The sequence below is a fragment of the Pantoea phytobeneficialis genome (assembly GCF_009728735.1).
Classification (GTDB): Bacteria; Pseudomonadota; Gammaproteobacteria; order Enterobacterales; family Enterobacteriaceae; genus Pantoea; species Pantoea phytobeneficialis.
In genome coordinates, this window is record NZ_CP024637.1 from 378,796 (window position 1) to 398,416 (window position 19,621).

Below are 19,621 nucleotides of genomic sequence, written 5' to 3' on the forward strand. Positions count from 1 at the left end.
TCATGACGAAAAAGGTTTTGCTGGTAGGTGAATCCTGGACCAGCACCGCGACACATATCAAAGGCTTTGATCAGTTTGCTACCGCCACCTGGCACAACGGCGCGGTAGATTTTCTTGCCGCGTTAGCGGATAGCGCTTATCAGATCACCCATATGCCGGTACATGAAGCGCCGGAGCAGTTTCCGCTGACGCTGGAAGCTTTGCAGGCGTGGGATGTGATTATTCTGTCGGATATCGGGGCCAATACCCTGTTGCTGCATCCGGCCACCTGGCTGAAAAGCCAGCGCACCGCCAATCGCCTGACGCTGCTGCATGATTATGTCGCACAGGGCGGCGCACTGATGATGATTGGTGGTTATTACAGCTTCCAGGGCATTAACGGTGGCGCGCGTTATCGCAACACCGCGGTGGAGCAGACCTTGCCGGTACGTTGTCTCGCCTGGGATGACCGGGTGGAGCGACCGGAAGGTTGTTATCTGGAGCAGACCACCCCCCATGCGGTGCTGGAGAATCTGCCGGGCGATATGCCGTGGTTGCTGGGCTACAACGAAGTGGAGATGCAGCCGGAAGGTCAGTTGCTGGCGACGGTGGCGGGCACCGCCCATCCGCTGCTGGCGGTGCGTGAGTACCAACAGGGACGCACCCTGGTGTGGACCAGCGATATGTCGGCCCACTGGCTGCCACCAGAGTTTGCCCAATGGTCCGGTTTTCGTCAGTTGTGGATCAACTGTCTCGACTGGCTCACCGGGGCACATGCATGAGCGCAGTTGTCGCTTTAACCCAGCAATTGCTGGGTTTTAACACCATCAATCCACCGGGTGACGAGGCCGCCTGCATGGCCTGGCTGGCAGATTACCTCGAACAGGCAGGATTTACCGTGCAGCGCCACAGCTTCGGCGATCGGCGCGCCAATCTCATCGCCACCCTGCCCGGTGCAGCGGGTGGAGCGCCACTCGGTTTTACCGGCCATCTGGATACCGTCCCACTCGGTAACGCCGAATGGCAGTTCGATCCTTTTGGTACCGATGTGCGCGATGACCGCCTGTATGGTCGAGGCAGCAGCGATATGAAAGCGGCGATTGCCGCGTTTATCCTCGCCTGCGTCCGTCATAAAGATGCCATCATGGCGGGCAGCGGCGTGGTGTTGTACCTCACCGGCGGCGAAGAAACCGGTTGTGACGGCGCTCGCGCCTTGATTGCCAGCCAAACGCTGCCCCAGCCGGGGGCGTTGATTGTCGGTGAACCGACCGCCAACTATCCGGTGATCGGGCATAAGGGTGCGTTGTGGCTACGTTGTGAAACGCGCGGCAAAACCGCTCATGGCGCGATGCCGCATCTTGGTATCAACGCCATCTACCTCGCAGCCGAGGCGCTGGGCAAGATTCAGCATTTCTCACCGGGTGCGCCACATCCGTTGATGAAGCAACCGACGCTCAACGTCGGCCGCATTCAGGGGGGATTAAATATCAACTCGGTACCGGACCGCACCGCCTTTGATGTGGATATCCGCACCGCGCCGAATCTGCAACATGCTGAGATCCGCCAGCGCCTGGCCACCACCCTGGGTGAAACGGTGTTTATCACCACTCTGGTGGATCTGCCTGCGGTGCTGAGTGCCGCACAGCAACGCTGGATACAGCAGATTTTCCAGTTATGTCAGCCGCTGCACGACGCCCCCCTTACGCCACGCATTGTGCCTTACTTTACCGATGCCTCGCTGCTGCTGCCGGCACTCGGTTCACCGCCCTGCGTGATCCTGGGGCCGGGTGAACCGACCCTGGCGCATCAGACCGATGAATATTGCCTGCTGTCACGGCTGGCGGAAGCGGAGGCGTTATACGGGGAGATTATTGTGCAGTGGATGACGGACGGGGCGTGATAAATTACGCCGCTACGCAAACCGGTCCGTAGCGGCGCAGCGCGATTTATCGCGCTTCACGCTCCAGGCAGTTAGCCGCCTTGCCGGGCCTCCTGAACAAATAACTGGGGATATCCCCACCAATCAGCGCTTCGCCGTAACAAACAAAACCGTTGTTTTCATACAGCCGGTGAGCAGCAGTTTGTGTTTGCGAACTGTCGAGCAGGATATCCCGTTGGGGATGTTGTCTGGCCGCAAATGTCAGCAGCTCATCCAGTATTTGCTGCGCAATTCCCTGTCGACGGCAGTGACTCGCTACCCGCATTCTTTTGATCTCATAGTGGTCAGAAGAAAGGCTGACCAGCGCCCCCATGCCAACGATCGCCTCCAGCCGGGAAACAGCGACCACAAAGCGTGTATCAACGCGTTGATAGTGTTCGGAAAAATGATAAAGATCAGCATCTAAGGAGGTATCGGTAGAACAGGAGTTTGTCTCTTTTAAACCGGCAAAATGCAGTTCCAGTATCCGGGGAACATCCTGAATGGTGGCTTGCCGGATGAGATAGTTTTCAGACACGTTTTCGTTCAACGACATATCCTCTGAGTCCCTTTTTAAACGATGATGCCCCGTAGCGTGGTTAATGCGATGAAATAAATATCGCGTCCGGCTGTTCCGGCGGCACGGCAAAATGTTGCTGCATCCTGCGGCTCTCCTCGGCGGGCGGCAGGCCAAACAGGCGTTTAAATTCACGGTTAAACTGCGACGGGCTTTCATATCCCACGGCGAAACTGGCCGCTGCCGCGGTCAGCGTCTGGCGCACCATCAACATCCGCGCCTGATGCAGCCGCACTGACTTCACGTACTGCATTGGGGCAACGCCGGTTATCGCTTTAAAATGGCTGTGGAAAGTTGGCACACTCATCCCCGCGGCGGCGGCCAGTTGCGCCAGTTGCAGCGGCAGCGCATAGCAGGCGTGGATATGGCGCAACGCTTTACTGACTTTACCAAATTGCCCCTGCTGACTTAACGCAGCGCGCAATACGCTGCCCTGCGCGCCGGTCAATACGCGATAATACAACTCACGCATCAATGCTGGCCCGAGGATCACCGCATCACGCGGGTCATGCAGCGCCTGCAAAAAACGCAACACGGTGCTTTTCATTACGGCATCCATCGGGCTGGACATCATACTTTGCGGCGCAGGGATCGGCTGCGTACCGCCCTGCTGATCAAGTTGCAGCATCAGCTCCGCCGCCACCGCGAAATCCAGATGCAGGTAGATGGCGAGCAATGGCCGTTCGGCTGACGCCGTCGTTTCCATCACAAAAGGCACCGGTACGGATACCGCCAGGTATTGCTGCTCGTCATAAAGATAAACCTGATGGCCCAGATAACCGCGTTTGCTGCCCTGGCAAACAATCACGATGCCCGGATCGTACAGCACCGGCGTGCGCGCCAGCGGACGGTCAGAACGCAGGATACGTACCTGCTCCAGCGCGGTCAGGTTATAGCCTTCCTGCGGAGCCAGCGCCCGCAGTAACGTCACCATCTGCGCCTGGGTATTATCGCTCATAACCCACCCCTCATAAGATTAGGCAATAAAAACAGAAGATACGGCCTCAATACAAGTCATGGTTGAGAATATTATGCATTTTCACGTTTATAGGGAGCGAATCTTATGTCATCAACCAAAACCTTGTTTATCACCGGCGTCAGCAGCGGCTTTGGTCGTGCGCTGGCACAACAGGCATTGAGCCAGGGCCATCGGGTGATTGGCACCGTACGCAATCAGGAGGCAAAGCAGGCGTTTGAAGCGCTGAAACCTGGCTATGCCAGCGCCTGCCTGCTGGATGTGACCGATTTCTCCGCCATTGAAGATTGCATCAATGCCGTGGAGTCCCACCAGGGAGCGATTGATGTGCTGGTGAACAATGCCGGTTACGGCCATGAAGGGGTGATGGAGGAGTCCTCGCTGGAGGAGATGCGCCGTCAGTTTGACGTCAACGTGTTTGGTGCCGTGGCGGTGATCAAAGCGGTACTGCCGTATATGCGCCAGCGCCGTCGCGGCCACATTATCAACATCACATCGATGGGCGGATTTATCACCATGCCCGGCATTACGTATTATTGCGGCAGCAAATTTGCGCTGGAAGGCATTTCCGAAGCGCTGGGCAAAGAACTCCAGCCTTTTGGCATCTTCGTCACTGCCGTGGCACCCGGCTCATTCCGCACCGACTGGGCGGGACGTTCAATGGTACGTAGCGCGCGCAGCATCCCTGATTACGATACCTTGTTCGATCCTATCCGCCAGGCGCGCGTGGAGAAAAGCGGCAAACAATTGGGCGATCCGCAAAAAGCCGCACAGGCGATGCTGGCCATTATCGCCAGCGACAATCCGCCGTCGCATTTGTTACTGGGCAGTGATGCGCTGACGCTGGTGCGAAATAAGCTGGCAACGTTACATGAGGAGATGGATCGCTGGGAAGAATTAACCCGTTCCACCGATGGCGAATAATAAATTGTCAGGAAAGGTAAATTATTTAACCTGAATCTCACCCTGCGCCAGCACCCTATTTCTCTGCTAAATACTGGCGCAGTTTTCTAACAATTACCCGATGACATTCTCACACAAAAAATAGGTTCTCTGGCTAGGGTTTCGAGAAAGAAAAATGCGGATCAATAACAAATTTTTTCGGTGCGCCAGAATCAAATTCACTGTAACCGCGCGGTGCATCTTCCAGAGAAATCACTTCAACACCCACTATTTTGGCAATCGGAATGCGATCCCACAGAATAGCTTGCATCAGTTGGCGATTATATTTCATCACCGGTGCCTGGCCGGTCTGGAAGGCGTGTGATTTCGCCCAGCCCAGTCCGAGACGAATGCTCAGGCTACCCATTTTGGCAGCCTGGTCGACCGCACCCGGATCTTCGGTGACGTACAGACCGGGCACCCCGATTTTTCCTGCCACCCGTGTCACCTGCATCAGCGCGTTAAGCACCGTGGCCGGGGCTTCATGCTGCGCGCCTTCATGGCCGTGTCCACGCGCCTCAAAACCAACGGCATCGATGGCGCAATCCACTTCTGGCTCGCCGAGGATATCAGCAATCTGCTCATGCAACGGGGTATCTTTACTGAGATCAACCACTTCGAAACCCTGTTGTGCCGCATGTTTAATGCGCGCCTCATTCATATCACCGACAATCACCACCGCCGCCCCCAGCAGACGGGCTGACGCCGCAGCCGCCATCCCCACCGGACCGGCCCCGGCCACATAGACGGTGCTGCCGGGGCCGACACCAGCGGTGACTGCGCCATGAAAGCCGGTCGGCAGAATATCGGAAAGACAGGTTAAGTCTTTGATTTTCTCTAACGCCTGCTCACGATCCGGCAGCTTGAGTAAGTTGAAATCGGCGTAAGGTACCAGCACATACTTCGCCTGGCCGCCGACCCAATCGCCCATATCCACGTAACCATACGCGCCCCCGGCCCGGGCCGGGTTGACCGTCAGGCAGACACCGGTATGTTGTTCTTTACAGGAACGGCAACGGCCACAGGCCACGTTGAACGGCACCGACACCACATCACCGAGAGCGAACCTTTCGACATCGCGCCCGAGTTCAATCACCTCGCCGGTGATTTCATGGCCGAGTACCAGGCCTTCCTGGGCGGTAGTTCGCCCACGCACCATATGTTGATCGGAACCGCAGATATTGGTGGATAACACTTTGAGGATCACCCCGTGTTCTATTTTCTTCCCTCGGGGATCGTGCATTTTTGGATAATCAATCGACTGGACTTCAACTTTACCTTTACCTATGTAGACCACTCCACGATTTTCAGACATGTGAGTACCTTTCAGATAGTTGGCTGGTTATTAAGTTTTGAATGTCGCAGTTGAGCATAGAGACATACTCTGCGCCCTTAAGCTTAATAACTCCCCCCGCTAACGAACGATATTTATCCTGTTATTATTTGTGATGTGTGCAAGGCGTCACAGTTAAATTAATCATCATTCAACTTGTGGATAATTTCAGCGAGAAACTGATTAGGACCGAATTTAATTATACCGTCATTAATTATGCGTGATAAATCACGCCGCTACGGTACGTGCAAAATTGCGTAACGGCGCGTGATAAATCACGCCGCTACGGTGCGTGCAGAATTGCGTAACGGCGCGTGATAAATCACGCCGCTACGGTTCGTGCAAAATTGCGTAACGGCGCGTGATAAATCACGCCGCTACGGTTCGTGCAAAATTGCGTAACGGCGCGTGATAAATCACGCCGCTACGGTTCGTGCAAAATTGCGTAACGGCGCGTGATAAATCACGCCGCTACGGTTCGTGCAAAATTGCGTAACGGTACGTGCAGAATTCCGTAGCGGCGCGATTTATCGCGCAATACACCTAACGCAGTTTGCCGCACGCCGCCGTCAGTCGCTGGCAGGCGGTGGCCAGCAGCGCATCATCTACCGCATAAGCGATACGCAGATAACCCGGCGTACCAAATGCGGAACCGTGTAGCACCGCCACTTGCGCTTCTGCCAGCAACCAGGACGCCAGCGCCTTATCGTCAGCGATCCGCTCGCCGTCCGGCGTCTGTCGTCCGAGCAACCCCTGGCAATTGGCGAACACATAAAATGCGCCCTGCGGTGCGCTGGCGCTCAGGCCGTCAACTGCTGCCACCATCGCCAGTACCTGCTGGCGGCGCTGATCCAGCTTTTCCAGCCAGCCCACCAGAAAATCCGCCGGTTGATTGAGCGCGGCGACTGCGGCCGCCTGGGCGATGCTGCTGGGGTTGGAGGTGCTTTGCGATTGCAGCACCTGCATTGCCGCAATCAGCCAGCGTGGTCCTGCGGCGTAGCCCAGACGCCAGCCGGTCATGGCATGGCTTTTCGAAACCCCGTTCACCGTCAGCGTGCGATGCGCCAGTTGCGGAGCCACTTCCGCAAAGGTGGCAAATGGCGTCTGGTCATAACGCAGCGGTTCATAGATATCATCCGCCATAATCAACACCTGCGGATGATCGGACAGTACCGCCGCCAGCGCGCGCAGTTCCTGCGCGCTGTAAATCGCGCCGGTTGGATTGCCGGGTGAATTGAGGATCACCCAGCGCGTCTCTGCCGTCAGCGCCGCGGCAAGCGCGGCCGGTTGCAGTTTCCAGCCATGCTGTTCATCACAGGGCACTATCACCGGCTCACCTTCCGCCAGCGTCACCATATCGGGATAGGACACCCAATAAGGGGCCGGGATGATCACCTGCTGCCCGACATCCACCGTTGCCAGCAACGCATTGAAAATCAGCTGTTTGGCACCGCTCCCGGCAATGATTTCATCCGGAGCGAATTGCAGTTGATTGTCACGGGCAAACTTTCCGGCAATCGCTGCTTTTAATACCGCCGTACCCGCCACCGCGGTGTATTTGGTTTGCTGCTGGATAATCGCTTCAATCCCGGCATAACTGATGGCTGCTGGCGTGGCGAAATCCAGCTCACCTTCCCCTAAATTGATCACCGCTTTTCCTGCGACCTCCAGTTCACGCACCTGGTCAGAAATGGTGGCGGTGGGCGAAGGTCGTACCCGCTGCATACGCCGGGCCGTTTGACTGATATTCATAAATCCTCTTTTGTATCTGATGATTCAACTAATACAATTATTCACCCAACATCAGCAGGAAATTGCCGTGTCACTCATATTCATTCTTGATGATTCACCCTTACCAGCTCGTTACGGTGTCACCGCCAGCCACTGGGCTAACCAACACAGGCTGCCGTTATGGAGCCTGCGCCCTGACTTCTGCGGCGATGTGCCCGATAGCCATCAACATGTGGCGCGAACCGGTTACTGCGTTACCAGCGGCCTGTATCGCAGCGATACGCTGCGACAGGAAGTCAACGCAGTCAGCGCATTACCCACGGCTGACGCGGTGATCGTCGTACCCAACGCACGCAGCGATGAGATCGTCGATTTACCCGGTCAACGCCTGTTCAGCCACGATAGCGGTCAGACGCTGGTGCTGCGCGATGCCGCACAAACCCTGCTGACGCTGCACGCCGACCACTATGGTCGCTGGTCAGCCACGCCAACCGTGGAAACACCCCCAGAGCTGCGCATTGGTCTGATTGGCCGGGAAGCCGATCACCGCCAGGCTTATCCCGCCACGCTGGCGGCACTGGGCGATGCCGCAGCGGCGTTGCATCTGACACTCGACATCCGTTTTTTGCCGCCTGCCACCTTATCCGTTGACCTGCACGAACTGGAAGGCCTGCATGGCGTGCTGCTGCCGGGCGGTTCCTCGATGGCGGCGGTGCAGGGGCAAATCCGCGTGGCGCAAGCGACCCGAAGCCGCGCACTCCCCAGCCTCGGCCTGTGCCTGGGTATGCAGAGCATGAGCACTGCCGCAGTCCGCCAGCAGCCGGGTTATGCCGAAGCGATCCTCGCGGAAGTGGCACCCGATGCCGCCTTGCATAGCTTTGTGGCCTTTGCCGATCACCGTCATCGTTGCGGCGTGATGCCGTTTGCTGACGGGGAGATGCACTACAACCACCGTTATCGCTTCAATCCGGCGCTGTTGCCGCAGTTGAAGGCCAGCGGCGTGCAGGTTAACGCCCACACCGACGATATCGTTGAGGCGATTACCCTGCCCGATCATCCATTCTGGCAAGGTGTGCAGGGGCATCCTGAACTGGCGTCACGCCCGGATGCCCCACACCCGCTGATTACCGCGTTCCTGCGGGCGGCACTCAGTCAGCGAGGCTGACGCCGGTACGCGCATCGCTTGCCAGCTTACGCATCACGCTGGCAAGTTGCGCCTGCGCATCGGCAGAGATCGGCAGCAGCGGCGCACGGACGCGACCACCGTTAAAGCCCCGCAGCGCCATCGCTGCCTTGACCAGTTGCGGCTGACCGTGCTGACGCGCCAGCGCGCGGTAGTCGTACCACAGCTGATGAAGATCGCGCGCCGTCGCCGCATCGCCTTTTTCCACGGCACGGAAGGTGGCTAACACCAGCTCCGGCAGCGCGCCGCTGTTGGTGGTGCTGATGCCATCAAAACCGGCCATCATCGGGCCTAAGAACGCCAGATCCGAAGCACAGAACAGGCGCAGGCGACCGCGCAGACGGTTAGCGATCTGGTCAATGGCTGTCGGGTTGAGATCGCCCTGCTTGATCCCCACCACACCGGCCACATCAGCCAGTTGCTCCAGCAAGGCTGGCGACAGCGTGATGCCAATACCCGGCGCGTTGTACACCAGGATGCCGGTTTTGGATAACGGGGCCATCTCTTTGAAATAAGCCAGAATTTGCGCATCGGTGATTTCACTGACGTAAGGTGCGGTGACCATCGGCAAGCCACCGAGGTCACCCGCCAGAGTCGTCAGCTCACGCGCATCGCGCGGATCGGAACTGGCGCTGCACAGCATCACCGGGATGCGGTCCTGTACGCAGTCCATCACCTGATGGAACAGTTCACGACGTTCCGCCAGCGACATCACCGGGAATTCACCGTAGGTTCCACCAATCAGAATGCCGTCATAACCCAGACCAATGACGCGCTCAATGTTTTCGTGCAGCGCAGCGAAGTCGATCGCGCCTGTGGCATCAAACGGCGTGACGGTGATGTTGAAAATGCCACGCAGGCGTTCACGGCATTCGTTAATGTCTTTCATGAAAATTCCTTACAACAAAGTTAATGGACGAGCGAGACTGCCAAGCTGGCGATAACCGGTTTCCGTCACCACCACGGTTTCACTGACGCCAACGGTGAATTCACCGTAAATTCGCAGCGCAGGCGGGATATGGAAGGTCATACCGGGTTGCAATTCGGTGGTGACACCGCTGTACAGACTAAGGATGCCGCCTTCGCCCCAGTCAGGTGCAAACGAGACACCGATGGAGTAGCCGGTACGTTTTTTGAAGTTGTCGGTAAAGCCTGCGCGATCAATCACTTTCTGGCAGGCCAGATGCGGCTCAGCGCAGGTGGCTCCCGGACGGATGGCATCCAGCGCGGCCTGTAAAGCCTCCTGACACACCTTTTCCATCTCGATGGCAATCGCCGGTGGGCGGCCAATCCACGCCGAACGCATCAGCGCGGCGTGGTAACGATCGTGCGCAGCGGCCATTTCGAGGAACACCGGTTCGTTATCCTGCAACACGCGACGACGCCAGGTGCCGTGCGGCACGCCACTGCGCGGACCGCTGGACACCAGCGGCTCCATGCCGACATATTCAGAACCGGCGGCGATCGCCGCCCCCATCATCGCTGACACCAGCGCGTTCTCGTCGCTGCCGCTTCGGATCGCCGCCATGCCAGCACGCATCCCGGCATCAACGTAGCGGGCGGCAGTGGCAATTTTTTCCACTTCAGCGGCGGATTTCACTGCGCGCAGCGGTTCTATCACCCCGGCGGTGTCGGCGATGGTGCCAAGTTTGCTTTGCAGCAGTTCATACACGGCGATTGGCAGGAACCAGCCGCGTTTATCCAGCCCGATACGTTTCTTCAACCAGCCTTTTTGTTGCAACATGCCGACGAGGAAATCCACCGGGTTATCACCGTCCTGATAAATAGCGGCGTCAGAAATAAAGGTGTTGGCGATAAAGTTGAAGTATTCCAGTTGGCGAATGACAAACACCGGTTCCCCTTCGACCGGCAGCAGCAGCGCCTGGAAGGTGTAATAACCGGGAGTCTGCTGACCGGTGAGCCAGAAAATGTTTTCCGGCCCGGTGACGATCATCACATCAACACCGGCGGCGTTAAGACGCTCGCGGGTGCGCTGGATACGCAGCGCGTACTCATCCGCGCTGAACGCAGATTCACTGCCCTGAACCACATTATTAAGCTGTTGCATCACTAAACTCCTGGAGGAAAGTGGCGCGAGCGGCAGCAAACTGCACGCCCAGGCCGGGAGAATCATTTACGGCAACCAAGCCGCAGGTATAGGAAAGACCGCTGACTGGATCGTCAATCAGACCATCCGCGCCGTAGAGTTCGGCAAACGCCGGTTGCAGCACGCGGCACAGCTGCAATGCCGCCGCCGTGGCAGCGTGGCCTTCATTCATCTGGCCGATCATGAAGGGAATATCCGCATCTTGCAGACGGCGTGCTGCCGCCAGCGTCGGGGCTAATCCACCTAACTTCACCAGCTTGAGATGGCCCCACAGCGCGCCTTTTGCCGCGATCAGCCGATCAATCGCCGCTGCGCTGTTGAGGCTTTCATCCAGCATGATCGGGATGCCGTACTGCGCCAGCTCAGCCAGATGACGGTCGTCACCCGGGGCCAGCGGTTGCTCGATATAGCTCAGCCCCAGGGTTTGCAACTGCGGCAACGCGTGATGCGCATCGGCCAGCGACCATTGGCCGTTGACGTCAATCGCCAGTGAGATGCGATTGCCAAAGGTGTGACGCAGCGCCTGTAAACGCGCCAGATCGGTGGCGAAATCCGCCACGCCGGTGCGCAGCTTGAGCTGGGTAAAACCGCGAGCGACATAGTCCTGCGCCTGCGTCAGCATCTGCGCTTCGCTGCCCCAGAACAGCGTCTGGTTGGTGGCGAAACGCGGCATCGTCGCCGGTGCGCCCAGCCAGGCTGCCAGGCTGACACCCTGCTCACGCGCCAGCAGATCGTGCAGCGCCATATCCAGCAACATGCGCGACGGTGCCAGTAACGGGCTGTCAGCCGCATGTACGGCCGCCAGCAGGGTGCGGGCATCGGCGCGCCAGTCCCACTGCGTCAGCATCGACAGCAAATTGTCTAACACCTGTTGTTCGCTGTAGCCGTGCAGATAGGCGATATTGAGCCGCACCTCGCCCACCCCTGTTGTGACGTTGTCACTCAGTTGCAACCACAAGGTATCAAGCGCATGTACCGCGCCAGACGCGGCGGTATGCAACGTCACCCCGGCGTAATGCAGGTCGCCGCGCCACAGTTGCGCCTTCACGCGGTGACCTCCACAGGCAGCAGCGCCAGCGCGATATCCAGGTAGATGCTGGCTGCGGCGATAAACTCTTCCACCGGGACAAATTCATCTGGCTTATGCGCCACCGCCAGCGCACCGGGACCAATCACCACACCTTTCGCACCGAGGGTGCGGAAATGCACCAGATCGCAGCCGCCCTGAAAACCAAACGGGCCGGGCTCCGGCTGACCGTGGCGACGGCAGGCCGCCAGGCTGTGCTGCACAATGGCTTCGCTGCTGTCGGTTTCGGTGGCAGCGCCGGTGGTGGGCTGCCAGGCGATGATTTCCGCCTCAACGCCGGATTGCGCGTGGGCATGATCCAACAGTTGTTGCAACTCAGCTTTGACTACCACCTCGTCTTCCCCCGGCACCATGCGGCGATCCAGCAGCAGTTCACAGCTGTCCGGCACCACATTATCGGCATGGCCGCCGTGTACACGGGTCACCGTCAGGCTGGCATTCCCGACCAGCGCATGGCAGCGGCAACGCACCTGCTGATGATGGGCTTCTTCGATTAACCCCAGCAGCTTCGCCGATTGGTAAATGGCGTTGATACCCAGCTCCGGCGTCCCGGAATGCGCCGTCACCCCTTTGACCCGCACGCGCGGACGCAGGCTGCCTTTATGCGCCGAGAACGTCGCGTTGGAGGTCGGCTCGCCAATCACCGCAAAGTCGATGGCAGGCGGTTGGTCGCGCACATAAAATTTCGCCCCTTCGCTAGCCACCTCTTCGTCGGCGGTGAACACCCCCATCAGGGTGCCGGACCAGCTATGGCGGTTGGCAGCCAACATGCGCAGTGCCTCAACCATCGCCACCAGCGGACCTTTGGCGTCGCAGGCACCGCGACCGTATAAACGCCCGTCGCGTTCGGTCAGGGTGAAGGGATCGCTCGACCAGCCACTGCCTGCGGGCACGGTGTCGAGATGGGTATTGAAGGCGAAGCAGGGACCGTCGCCGTTTTTCAGCAACGCGATGACGTTGGTGCGTCCCGGGGCGTATTCACTGAAGGAGAGATCAAAACCCGCCTCACGTAACCAGCCGGCGACGCATTCTGCCGCCTCGCGTTCATGGCCCGGCGGGTTTTCGGTATTGATGGCGACCAGTGCGGCAAGATCCCGCTTCATGCGCACACTGTCTGCCTGGTAACGACTCATAGGTACTCCGCTATTAATGTAAGATCTGGTCGAGGAAACGTTTGGCGCGTTCGCTGACCTGGCCGGTAAAGAAGTCCTGGGCGCTGGCGCGTTCGAGAATTTCGCCCTCTTCCATAAACAGAATTTGATTGGCGGCACGGCGGGCAAACCCCATCTCATGGGTGACCACCATGCTGGTCATGCCTTCGGCGCTGAGTTCCGCCATCACATCCAGCACTTCACGGATCATCTCCGGATCGAGTGCCGAGGTAGGTTCGTCGTACAACATCAGTTCCGGTTTCATCGCCAGCGCACGGGCGATCGCCACGCGCTGCTGCTGACCGCCGGACAACTCATCCGGGAAGTGGTCAGCACGTTCGTTGATGCGCACTTTCGCCAGCAACGCTTCCGCCTGCTTACGTGCCTCGATACGGTTAACGCCCAGCACCGTCATCGGTGCCAGCATGATGTTTTCCGCCGCCGTGAGATGGGAAAACAACTCGTAATTCTGGAACACCATGCCAATGCGCTGCCGAAGCTGATGCGGCGGCACCTCTCCCCGGCTGATGTTCTGACGGGCAAAGAACACGTCACCGCTATCCGCAGGCGACAGCAAATTGACACAGCGCAGCAGCGTAGATTTGCCGGAGCCAGAGGGGCCGATCAGCACCACGGTTTCGCCACGATTGACGCTAAGCGAACAATTTTTCAGTACGGTCTGACGACCAAAGGTTTTGTCGATGCCGATCATCTCCAGCAACGGTTTGCGTTCATGGTTCATGACACCTCCCGGGCGGGTTTAGGCAGTTTCAGGTCGTGGGATTGCGCTTTCTGGCTTTTACGACGGCGCTGTTTCGGATCGAGCGTGCGTTCCAGCCATGACTGGAAAATCATGAACAGCGTGGTGAGCAGCAGATAGTAGATACCGGCGGCGCACAGCGCTTCGAAGTAACGGAAGCTGGCGCTGGCGGTCTGGTTCGCCACCAGCAGCAGCTCCTGTACCGCAATCACGGACACCAGCGCGCTCGATTTGAGCATGCTGATCATCTGATTCCCCATCGGCGGCAGCACAATGCGCGCCGCCTGTGGCAACACGATCTTGCGCATGATCTGCGCGTTGGTCATCCCCAGCGCCATGCCTGCGGTACGTTGCCCGCTTTTCACCGCCTGCAAGCCGGAGCGCAGGATTTCCGCCATATACGCGCCCTCGTTGAGCGAGAGCGCCAGCACTGCACAGGTAAACGCGGAGAAGCGTAAGCCGAAGCCTGGCAGCACGTTGTAGACAAAGATGATCTGGAACAGCACTGGCGTGCCACGAAACAGCCACAGGTAGAAAAACGCCAGCCCCTTTCCGGCGCGGAAAGGCGCTTCCTGTAGCAGGGCCAGTACCAGACCCAGCACCACGCCACACAACAGTGAGCAGAGGGTGATTAACAGTGTCATCCAGGCGCCCTTAAGAAATTCAGGGGAAAGGAAGTACTGCCACATTAAATCAATCGACATAGCTATCTCCGGTTAACGGCTTGAAACGCATCAGAAAATGGCAACGGAATCCGGGAAGTTCCATTTCTCAATCAGTTGCTTGTAGGTGCCATCTTTCACCAGGCTTTGCAGGCCCTTCTCCAGTTGCGCTTTGGTTTCGGCATCGCCTTTACGTACCGCAAACGCGATATGGGTGTCGGCCTCGAACTCCGGGCCAACCGCTTCGAACACATCGGGTTTCTCGCTGAACAGCGCCAGAGTCCCCGGCGTGGAGAGGAATTCGGCATCGGCGCGGCCCTGTGCCACCGCCACGGCGGAGTCTGTCGCGGCCGGGAAAGTCAGCACATTGATGGCAGCTTTGTTGGCCGCGACGCAGTTTTTGTTATCCACACGCGCCTGGCTCTCTTCGATACCGCCGAGGGTGACGGCGATGTTTTTACCGCACAGCGACATATCACGACCGGTGATCCCGGCGGGATTGCCTTTACGTACCACCACGCGACTGCCGATTTTGAGATAAGGCACAAAATCGACCTGCGCGGCACGGGTCGGGTTGACGTACATCGCCGAGTTAATGATGTCGAGGCGTTTACCCTGTAACGCCGGGATCAGGCCTTTGAACTCCATCGCCATCGGCGCGGGCGTCAGATCAAGGTGTTTGCTCAGCGCGGTGATTAAATCGATATCAAAGCCGGTGAGCTTGCCGTCTTTGACGAACTCGAACGGCATAAAGGTGGCTGCCGTGCCATAGGTCAGTTTGCCGGGGCTGACGCTTTCCACCGCGGCATGGCTGACCACTGGCAGCAACGCCAGGCTGAACATCATTCCGCGCAGGCGGTTTAAGGTGAAATAAGAGCTGGGCATCGTCGTCTCCTGGTTAATATATTGGATTTTGTGAATCAACAAATACAATCATGATGACAAGAACACGTCCCTTCCTGGTGCACTTGCACGCTTATCGTGCAGTTCCTGCTTTATTTCGCTGCAAAACTTTTCCCGTGTTATTGTATATTCAGATCACAACAATACACTTAAGGTACAAGCTCTCCATGCAGCCTGACTCAACTGCGAGCAGTCGCCGGATCGCCCGGCAAATCCTTGACCTGATATATGAAGCAAGATTCGATCCAGGTCATCATTTACGTGAGCAACATCTTGCCGATGCGCTGGGGGTGTCGCGCACGCCAATTCGCGCCGGATTGAAAGAACTGACGCGGCTGGGGGCGGTTGAAGCCCGGCCAAATCAGGGATTCTTCCTGCTAAAAAGTGCCGATGCGTTGCAACAACTCAACATCGAACAAACCAAAAGTAATGATCAAACCCTGTATGAATTGCTGGTGCGGGATCGCATTGCCGGTACTCTGCCGGAATCCTTTACCCAGACCGAAATTACCCAGCGCTATGACGTTGATCGTGGCGTATTGACGCGCACGCTGGTGAAGCTGTCAGAGGATGGCCTGATTGCACGCAACGCCGGGCACGGCTGGCGTTTCCTGCAAACGCTCAACTCCGAGGTGGCGTTGCGCAACAGTTACGGCTTCCGTCTGATGATTGAACCCGCGGCCCTGTTGACGCCCCAGCTACGGGTTGATCGCCAGCTGTTGAAACGCCTGCGCGCCCAGCATCTGTGGCTGATTACCCACCCGGATATCACCCAGGTTCCGGCGAAAGATATCTTCGAAACCGATGCCTCGTTCCACGAGTTGCTGGCGGAGGCCAGCGGTAATTTGTTTGTATTGCAGGCGATTCAGCAGCAGAACCGCCTACGCCGCCTGATGGAGTTCGGCAGCTACCACAACAAACGCCGCGTGAAAGAGTGGTGCGAAGAACATGTCTCCATCATTGATGCATTGCGGGAAAACAAGCAGGAACTGGCCGCCAGCCTGATGCAGCAACATCTGCAATTTGCCTATGACCAGGTGAATATTAAGCGGCCACGTAAATAACCGGCATCATTTTTGCACATCACGATCCTGAAAATACAATCAGGAGTGGTTTTATGGATTTGCAAATACAACATCGGGTCGCGCTGGTTTGTGGTGCGGGCAGCGGTTTAGGCCGGGCGATGGCGCTGTCACTGGCGCAGGAAGGGGTCAAGGTTGCAGTGACCGGACGCAATCTGGAAAAGCTGGCGGAAACCGTCAGTCAGATCCAGCAACAGGGTGGCACTGCGCACGCCTGGCAACTGGATTTGGCGGCACCCGACAGCTTTGATGCGGTGCTGAATGCGATTCGTCAGCACTGGGGCGATGTCGATATTCTGGTGAACAACTCCGGCGGCCCACCACCCGCCAGCGCCCAGGGCACTGCCGCCGCCGTCTGGCAGCAGCAGTTTGCCCTGATGGTGTCCTCACTGATTGCGCTAACGGACAAAGTGCTGCCCGCCATGCGTGAGCAGGGTTGGGGCCGCATTATCACCTCAACCTCCTCCGGGGTGATTGCCCCCATCCCGAATCTGGCGCTGTCCAATGCGCTGCGTATGAGTTTGCTCGGCTGGTCAAAAACGCTGGCAACCGAAGTGGCGGCGGATGGGGTGACGGTGAATGTGATGGTGCCGGGACGTATCGCCACCGATCGCGTCAGCCAGCTGGACGCCATCAAAGCGAAGCGCGAAAACAGCACGCCAGATGCGGTAGCGGAAAAAAGTCGCCAGGGGATCCCGGCAGGTCGTTACGGTACGCCGGAAGAGTACGGCGCGACGGCGGCGTTTCTTGCCAGCCAGGCAGCCAGTTATATCACCGGCACGGTGTTACGGGTGGATGGCGGGATGATTGACGCGCTTTAATCGTCATGGTCTGTAGCGGCGTGATTTATCACGCAATTCCAATCGCGCCGCGACGGAACCTGCGGCGCGGTTTTGCCGATTAATGGCGGCTGGCACAACCGCATTGTGACATTTCGCCATGAACGTGTTTGCCATGATGCGAATGACGCACCTGCAATTCGCCCTGTTGCCATGCCCCGCTGTTGTCGACACGGTTGTCCAGCAGGCGATTTAACGCCTCCGCCACCAGCAAATCGCGACGCTGCGCCCAACTGGTGAGATGCCAGCCTGAGGAACGCGCCTCGTCAACATCATCAAAACCGACCACGCCGATATGCACGCCCTGACCGAAGTCCCGCACCGCCTGCATGGCACCGAAAGCCAGCACATCATTCTCGCAAAACAACGCATTGATACGTTCTGATGCACGCGCTTTTTTCAGGTAGGCCATCATCGACTGGTACGCCAACTCACGGTCGTCGTTACCCGCCACTAATTGTTGATCCAGCGTTTTATCTGCGGCCTCGAGACTGGCGGCAAAGCCCTGCATCTGACGCGGTTGCGAGTGGGTTTCACGTCCATGCATAAAACCAAAGCGCTGATGCCCCTGAGCCAATAACAGGCGACCTATTTCTTCCCCCGCCGCGTAGCCATCCACGCGCAGCGCCCGCTCGCCACTTAGCCAGATAGCCGGGATCGACGTCGTCTCTTCGCCATACAGGGCGGTGAGGAAAATCAATCCCGTGATCCCCAACTCGCCAGCCTGATTGAGTAACGTCAGGTAATGCTCGCGTGAATCGACGTTGAGCAGCAGGCTCAGACAACCCCGCGCGTTCAATTGCCGTGTCACTTCATTCAGCATCTTTACGCTGTTGGGATTGGTGAACTCGTCACTGACGATGCCAATAACCGCTGTTGCCATGAATTGCCTCTCCAGAAAAAAGGTTAGCCGCGACGGGTCAACGCCAGACGAATCCCCAGACCAATAAAGGTGATGCCCACCACCCGATCCAGCAGGCGCTGCATCGCAGCATTTTTCGCGACCGCGCTGGCAGCCCCACCGGCTAACAGCGCAAAACAGGTATCGGTGGCGAAACCAATCAACGCATAGGTCAGGCCCAGAATCAGGAAAGATTGCGCATGATGCGCGCCGTCAATCACCACAAATTGTGGGAAGAAGGCGATAAAAAACAGTAAAACCTTGGGATTGGTAATGGAGGTGATCAGGCCACGCGACAGCAGGCTGCGGGTGCTGGCGGTGGATTTAGCGACCGGTTCGTCAGCGCCGGAAGCGGCCTGTCGCCGCATCAGCGTGCTCCACACCATTTTGCTGCCGAGAAAAATCAGATACGCGGCACCGATATATTTGATCACCGTAAACAGCAGCGGCGAGGCGGCAATCAGCGCGGTCAATCCGATGGCGCTGGCAATCGCATGGGTACAGCTACCCAGCGCCACGCCTGCCGCCGAGATCACCCCGGAACGTCGTCCATTCGCCACGCTTTGCCCCACCACATACGCCAGGTCAGGGCCGGGCGTAATACAAAGTAAAAACACCGAGGCGAGAAAAAGGGGGAAATGCATGATGTCCAGCATGGAGCGCTCCTGTAATAAAACCAACGACCGATTTTAACCAAATCATAACAGGAATCGTCCCTGTGGGGATGGGGAAAGTGTGGATGATAAATATTATCAATTACACTAATGCCAGCGCGTTTTTATTTTTTATTAAGGTTCGATTAATCTTCACCTGAAAGAATTCATGCCAATATTCTCCGCTCTGATAAAGGTTTATGGTATGAAAATCAATCTCTGGCGCAGTCTGCCCCATGAAGATGCCCCTTTCTTTAGAATATTACATATAATTGTGGCCGCCCTGATTCTGGCACAAATTATTAATTCCAATTTCACCGAGCGAGAAGCAATAGACGGCCACTCGCTGGAAACGGTTATCACCTGGTTGCATATTGTTTCTGGTCTGGGATTGATTGTGCTGGGCGCGGTCATGCTGGCGTGGATGTTTTCCCAACGCGGATTTAGCTGGTACTTTGCCTGGTTAAGGGCCGACTTTCGCGCTATCCGTCAGGATTTACTGACGTTAGCAAAAGGGCGACTCCCGGAGGCGCAGTCAGGTGGAATTGCCGCCACCATTCAGGGACTGGGTGTTGTTTCATTGTTGGCGGTAGCCATTATCGGCGGATTATGGTTTGCCGTTTATAATAGCCAGGGCGCATCTTCCACGCTGGCGCATTCCCTGCTCCACTGGCATAAATTTCTCACTACCTTTATTGAAATCTATTTTTATGCACATGGCGCAATGGGCATTTTACATATTTTTCTCGAGGGTTATCATCGGTATTCAGCAGGAAAATAATAGCGCCATCGCCGTATCGGCAGGAAAGGATAAACACCACGACTGGACACACAAAA

General features: G+C 57.4%; 20 protein-coding genes. 7 read left to right on the forward strand and 13 right to left on the reverse strand.

The window, feature by feature from the left end; genetic code table 11:
• The first annotated feature begins 2 nt into the window (after positions 1–2).
• Together CTZ24_RS21990 and CTZ24_RS21995 are read left to right on the forward strand one after the other, a co-directional pair.
• Complete coding sequence (locus tag CTZ24_RS21990; protein ID WP_208725641.1) at positions 3–761, forward strand: glutamine amidotransferase; 759 nt, start codon at positions 3–5, stop codon at positions 759–761.
• The gene (locus CTZ24_RS21995; protein ID WP_208725642.1) at positions 758–1,879 is read left to right on the forward strand and encodes a M20 family metallopeptidase; all 1,122 of its coding nucleotides are present in this window, start codon (positions 758–760) and stop codon (positions 1,877–1,879) included. The genes CTZ24_RS21990 and CTZ24_RS21995 overlap by 4 nt, the downstream gene beginning before the upstream one ends.
• A gap of 46 nt (positions 1,880–1,925) precedes the next feature.
• Here the strand turns inward: CTZ24_RS21995 and CTZ24_RS22000 are convergent, their stop codons facing one another.
• Positions 1,926–2,453 (reverse strand): GNAT family N-acetyltransferase, encoded by a 528-nt coding sequence (locus tag CTZ24_RS22000; RefSeq protein WP_208725643.1) that lies wholly within the window; start codon positions 2,451–2,453, stop codon positions 1,926–1,928.
• 43 nt (positions 2,454–2,496) lie between these two features.
• Positions 2,497–3,432, reverse strand: coding sequence for an AraC family transcriptional regulator (locus CTZ24_RS22005; protein WP_208725644.1), 936 nt, complete (start codon positions 3,430–3,432; stop codon positions 2,497–2,499).
• A 105-nt stretch (positions 3,433–3,537) separates the two neighbouring features.
• On the opposite strand from CTZ24_RS22005, the gene CTZ24_RS22010 reads away from it, so the two are divergent.
• Entirely contained in the window at positions 3,538–4,374 is an 837-nt protein-coding gene (locus tag CTZ24_RS22010) for an oxidoreductase (RefSeq protein ID WP_208725645.1), read from the forward strand.
• 133 nt (positions 4,375–4,507) lie between these two features.
• Here CTZ24_RS22010 and fdhA read toward each other — a convergent pair whose 3' ends face one another.
• Positions 4,508–5,707 carry a formaldehyde dehydrogenase, glutathione-independent gene (fdhA, locus tag CTZ24_RS22015; RefSeq protein ID WP_208725646.1) on the reverse strand — a complete coding sequence of 400 codons (1,200 nt, stop codon included), beginning with the start codon at positions 5,705–5,707 and terminating at the stop codon, positions 4,508–4,510.
• 561 nt (positions 5,708–6,268) lie between these two features.
• A complete protein-coding gene (locus CTZ24_RS22020) occupies positions 6,269–7,477 on the reverse strand; it encodes a pyridoxal phosphate-dependent aminotransferase (RefSeq protein WP_208725647.1) in 1,209 nt (402 codons plus the stop codon).
• A 67-nt stretch (positions 7,478–7,544) separates the two neighbouring features.
• Here CTZ24_RS22020 and CTZ24_RS22025 point away from each other — a divergent pair, with 67 nt between their 5' ends.
• Positions 7,545–8,621: a glutamine amidotransferase-related protein gene (locus CTZ24_RS22025; RefSeq protein WP_208725648.1), complete on the forward strand. Its 1,077-nt coding sequence runs from the start codon at positions 7,545–7,547 to the stop codon at positions 8,619–8,621.
• On the opposite strand, the gene CTZ24_RS22030 is transcribed toward CTZ24_RS22025, so the two are convergent.
• From CTZ24_RS22030 to CTZ24_RS22060, 7 genes are read right to left on the reverse strand one after another with little or no spacing between them, the layout of a single operon-like run.
• Complete coding sequence (locus CTZ24_RS22030; protein WP_208725649.1) at positions 8,605–9,528, reverse strand: dihydrodipicolinate synthase family protein; 924 nt, start codon at positions 9,526–9,528, stop codon at positions 8,605–8,607. The genes CTZ24_RS22025 and CTZ24_RS22030 overlap by 17 nt on opposite strands.
• A 9-nt stretch (positions 9,529–9,537) precedes the next feature.
• Positions 9,538–10,707 carry a M24 family metallopeptidase gene (locus CTZ24_RS22035; RefSeq protein WP_208725650.1) on the reverse strand — a complete coding sequence of 390 codons (1,170 nt, stop codon included), beginning with the start codon at positions 10,705–10,707 and terminating at the stop codon, positions 9,538–9,540.
• The gene (locus CTZ24_RS22040) at positions 10,694–11,794 is read right to left on the reverse strand and encodes a mandelate racemase/muconate lactonizing enzyme family protein (RefSeq protein ID WP_208725651.1); all 1,101 of its coding nucleotides are present in this window, start codon (positions 11,792–11,794) and stop codon (positions 10,694–10,696) included. Before CTZ24_RS22040 ends, CTZ24_RS22035 begins: the two co-directional genes overlap by 14 nt.
• Positions 11,791–12,966 (reverse strand): M20 family metallopeptidase, encoded by a 1,176-nt coding sequence (locus tag CTZ24_RS22045; RefSeq protein WP_208725652.1) that lies wholly within the window; start codon positions 12,964–12,966, stop codon positions 11,791–11,793. Before CTZ24_RS22045 ends, CTZ24_RS22040 begins: the two co-directional genes overlap by 4 nt.
• Before the next feature lie 13 nt (positions 12,967–12,979).
• Positions 12,980–13,726 carry an amino acid ABC transporter ATP-binding protein gene (locus tag CTZ24_RS22050; RefSeq protein WP_302474916.1) on the reverse strand — a complete coding sequence of 249 codons (747 nt, stop codon included), beginning with the start codon at positions 13,724–13,726 and terminating at the stop codon, positions 12,980–12,982.
• On the reverse strand, positions 13,723–14,448 hold the full coding sequence (locus CTZ24_RS22055) for an amino acid ABC transporter permease (protein WP_208725653.1): 726 nt from the start codon (positions 14,446–14,448) through the stop codon (positions 13,723–13,725). The genes CTZ24_RS22050 and CTZ24_RS22055 overlap by 4 nt, the downstream gene beginning before the upstream one ends.
• Positions 14,449–14,478: 30 nt before the next feature.
• A complete protein-coding gene (locus CTZ24_RS22060) occupies positions 14,479–15,291 on the reverse strand; it encodes an ABC transporter substrate-binding protein (protein WP_208725654.1) in 813 nt (270 codons plus the stop codon).
• 185 nt (positions 15,292–15,476) lie between these two features.
• On the opposite strand from CTZ24_RS22060, the gene CTZ24_RS22065 reads away from it, so the two are divergent.
• Both CTZ24_RS22065 and CTZ24_RS22070 read left to right on the forward strand, forming a co-directional pair.
• Positions 15,477–16,373, forward strand: coding sequence for a GntR family transcriptional regulator (locus CTZ24_RS22065; protein WP_208725655.1), 897 nt, complete (start codon positions 15,477–15,479; stop codon positions 16,371–16,373).
• Between the two features lie 53 nt (positions 16,374–16,426).
• Entirely contained in the window at positions 16,427–17,212 is a 786-nt protein-coding gene (locus CTZ24_RS22070; protein ID WP_208725656.1) for an SDR family oxidoreductase, read from the forward strand.
• A gap of 79 nt (positions 17,213–17,291) precedes the next feature.
• Here the strand turns inward: CTZ24_RS22070 and CTZ24_RS22075 are convergent, their stop codons facing one another.
• Both CTZ24_RS22075 and CTZ24_RS22080 read right to left on the reverse strand, forming a co-directional pair.
• A complete protein-coding gene (locus tag CTZ24_RS22075; RefSeq protein WP_208725657.1) occupies positions 17,292–18,113 on the reverse strand; it encodes a substrate-binding domain-containing protein in 822 nt (273 codons plus the stop codon).
• Between the two features lie 23 nt (positions 18,114–18,136).
• Positions 18,137–18,787, reverse strand: coding sequence for a LysE family translocator (locus CTZ24_RS22080; RefSeq protein ID WP_208725658.1), 651 nt, complete (start codon positions 18,785–18,787; stop codon positions 18,137–18,139).
• Between the two features lie 202 nt (positions 18,788–18,989).
• Between CTZ24_RS22080 and CTZ24_RS22085 the strand changes: the two genes are divergently transcribed.
• Positions 18,990–19,565, forward strand: coding sequence for a cytochrome b/b6 domain-containing protein (locus tag CTZ24_RS22085; protein WP_208725659.1), 576 nt, complete (start codon positions 18,990–18,992; stop codon positions 19,563–19,565).
• The last annotated feature ends 56 nt before the right edge of the window (positions 19,566–19,621 follow it).

What these genes read in the sequence shown, in the direction of transcription:
- CTZ24_RS21990 (WP_208725641.1), top strand. Translation starts at nt 3, where the DNA reads ATGACGAAAAAGGTTTTGCTGGTAGGTGAATCCTGGACCAGCACCGCG.
- CTZ24_RS21995 (WP_208725642.1), top strand. Translation starts at nt 758, where the DNA reads ATGAGCGCAGTTGTCGCTTTAACCCAGCAATTGCTGGGTTTTAACACC.
- CTZ24_RS22000 (WP_208725643.1), bottom strand. Translation starts at nt 2,453, where the DNA reads ATGTCGTTGAACGAAAACGTGTCTGAAAACTATCTCATCCGGCAAGCC.
- CTZ24_RS22005 (WP_208725644.1), bottom strand. Translation starts at nt 3,432, where the DNA reads ATGAGCGATAATACCCAGGCGCAGATGGTGACGTTACTGCGGGCGCTG.
- CTZ24_RS22010 (WP_208725645.1), top strand. Translation starts at nt 3,538, where the DNA reads ATGTCATCAACCAAAACCTTGTTTATCACCGGCGTCAGCAGCGGCTTT.
- fdhA (WP_208725646.1), bottom strand. Translation starts at nt 5,707, where the DNA reads ATGTCTGAAAATCGTGGAGTGGTCTACATAGGTAAAGGTAAAGTTGAA.
- CTZ24_RS22020 (WP_208725647.1), bottom strand. Translation starts at nt 7,477, where the DNA reads ATGAATATCAGTCAAACGGCCCGGCGTATGCAGCGGGTACGACCTTCG.
- CTZ24_RS22030 (WP_208725649.1), bottom strand. Translation starts at nt 9,528, where the DNA reads ATGAAAGACATTAACGAATGCCGTGAACGCCTGCGTGGCATTTTCAAC.
- CTZ24_RS22035 (WP_208725650.1), bottom strand. Translation starts at nt 10,707, where the DNA reads ATGCAACAGCTTAATAATGTGGTTCAGGGCAGTGAATCTGCGTTCAGC.
- CTZ24_RS22045 (WP_208725652.1), bottom strand. Translation starts at nt 12,966, where the DNA reads ATGAGTCGTTACCAGGCAGACAGTGTGCGCATGAAGCGGGATCTTGCC.
- CTZ24_RS22050 (WP_302474916.1), bottom strand. Translation starts at nt 13,726, where the DNA reads ATGAACCATGAACGCAAACCGTTGCTGGAGATGATCGGCATCGACAAA.
- CTZ24_RS22055 (WP_208725653.1), bottom strand. Translation starts at nt 14,448, where the DNA reads ATGTCGATTGATTTAATGTGGCAGTACTTCCTTTCCCCTGAATTTCTT.
- CTZ24_RS22060 (WP_208725654.1), bottom strand. Translation starts at nt 15,291, where the DNA reads ATGCCCAGCTCTTATTTCACCTTAAACCGCCTGCGCGGAATGATGTTC.
- CTZ24_RS22065 (WP_208725655.1), top strand. Translation starts at nt 15,477, where the DNA reads ATGCAGCCTGACTCAACTGCGAGCAGTCGCCGGATCGCCCGGCAAATC.
- CTZ24_RS22070 (WP_208725656.1), top strand. Translation starts at nt 16,427, where the DNA reads ATGGATTTGCAAATACAACATCGGGTCGCGCTGGTTTGTGGTGCGGGC.
- CTZ24_RS22075 (WP_208725657.1), bottom strand. Translation starts at nt 18,113, where the DNA reads ATGGCAACAGCGGTTATTGGCATCGTCAGTGACGAGTTCACCAATCCC.
- CTZ24_RS22080 (WP_208725658.1), bottom strand. Translation starts at nt 18,787, where the DNA reads ATGCTGGACATCATGCATTTCCCCCTTTTTCTCGCCTCGGTGTTTTTA.
- CTZ24_RS22085 (WP_208725659.1), top strand. Translation starts at nt 18,990, where the DNA reads ATGAAAATCAATCTCTGGCGCAGTCTGCCCCATGAAGATGCCCCTTTC.